This window comes from Caballeronia arationis (assembly GCF_001544975.2).
Lineage (GTDB): Bacteria > Pseudomonadota > Gammaproteobacteria > Burkholderiales > Burkholderiaceae > Caballeronia > Caballeronia arationis.
On the sequence record NZ_FCOG02000538.1, the window covers coordinates 1 to 792 of the forward strand.

The window sequence follows — 792 nt, forward strand, 5'->3', positions numbered from 1 at the left end:
CCGTCGCCGTGGCGACGTTCGCCGGCGAAGCGCCCGAACTGATTTTCGAAAGCCAGGTGACGCTGGAACACTACGAGGCGCCGCAGCCCGACTACGCGCTCGAGCGCTATGCCGCGACCTATCCTTTCGCATACACGAACGAAGAGGCATCCGATCTCGTCAACGCACGCAATCGCCAGCATCCGGACGAGGATGTGAGCGCGTGGGCGCGCCAGTTCCTTTCGTCAGGAACGGCGACCGGCACACTTTCGATGCTGCGCGCGATGACACTCGGCATCGCCAACGACTTCAAGTACGTGCGACGAACGGAAAAGGGCGTGAACCGCCCGGCCGACACGCTGCGTCACAAGAGCGGCAGTTGCCGCGACTTCGCGGTGCTGATGATGGATGCGGTGCGCGCGCTGGGGCTCGCGGCGCGTTTCGTGAGCGGCTATATCTTCGTGCCGGACCATTCGGCGACGCAGGGCGGCGGCGCGACCCACGCCTGGCTGCAGATGTATCTGCCCGGTGCGGGCTGGGTCGACTTCGATCCGACCAACAGCATCATCGGCAACCGTCATCTGATACGCGTGGCAGTTGCCTGGAACCACTATCAGGCACTACCGCTCTGGGGCACGTGGAACGGCACGCCCGGGGCGTTTCGCGGGCTGGAAGTCGAAGTGAGCGTGACGGAGATTCCCGCCGAGGACGATGCAAGCGAGGCTGAAAAGAAAGACGCGGCGAAAGACGCGGTGGCGGTCGCCGGGAAGAGGCCGAAGGTGTCGAAATGAACCGGACGAAACGCCGGTCAAT

At 64.3% G+C, this 792-nt stretch carries 1 protein-coding gene; it reads left to right on the forward strand.

All coding sequences use genetic code 11. The annotated features are described in order from the left end of the window. Positions 1–770 (forward strand): transglutaminase-like domain-containing protein (locus tag AWB81_RS43710; RefSeq protein ID WP_235026274.1); only part of this gene is annotated, 770 nt, incomplete at its 5' end. Positions 771–792 lie beyond the last annotated feature (22 nt).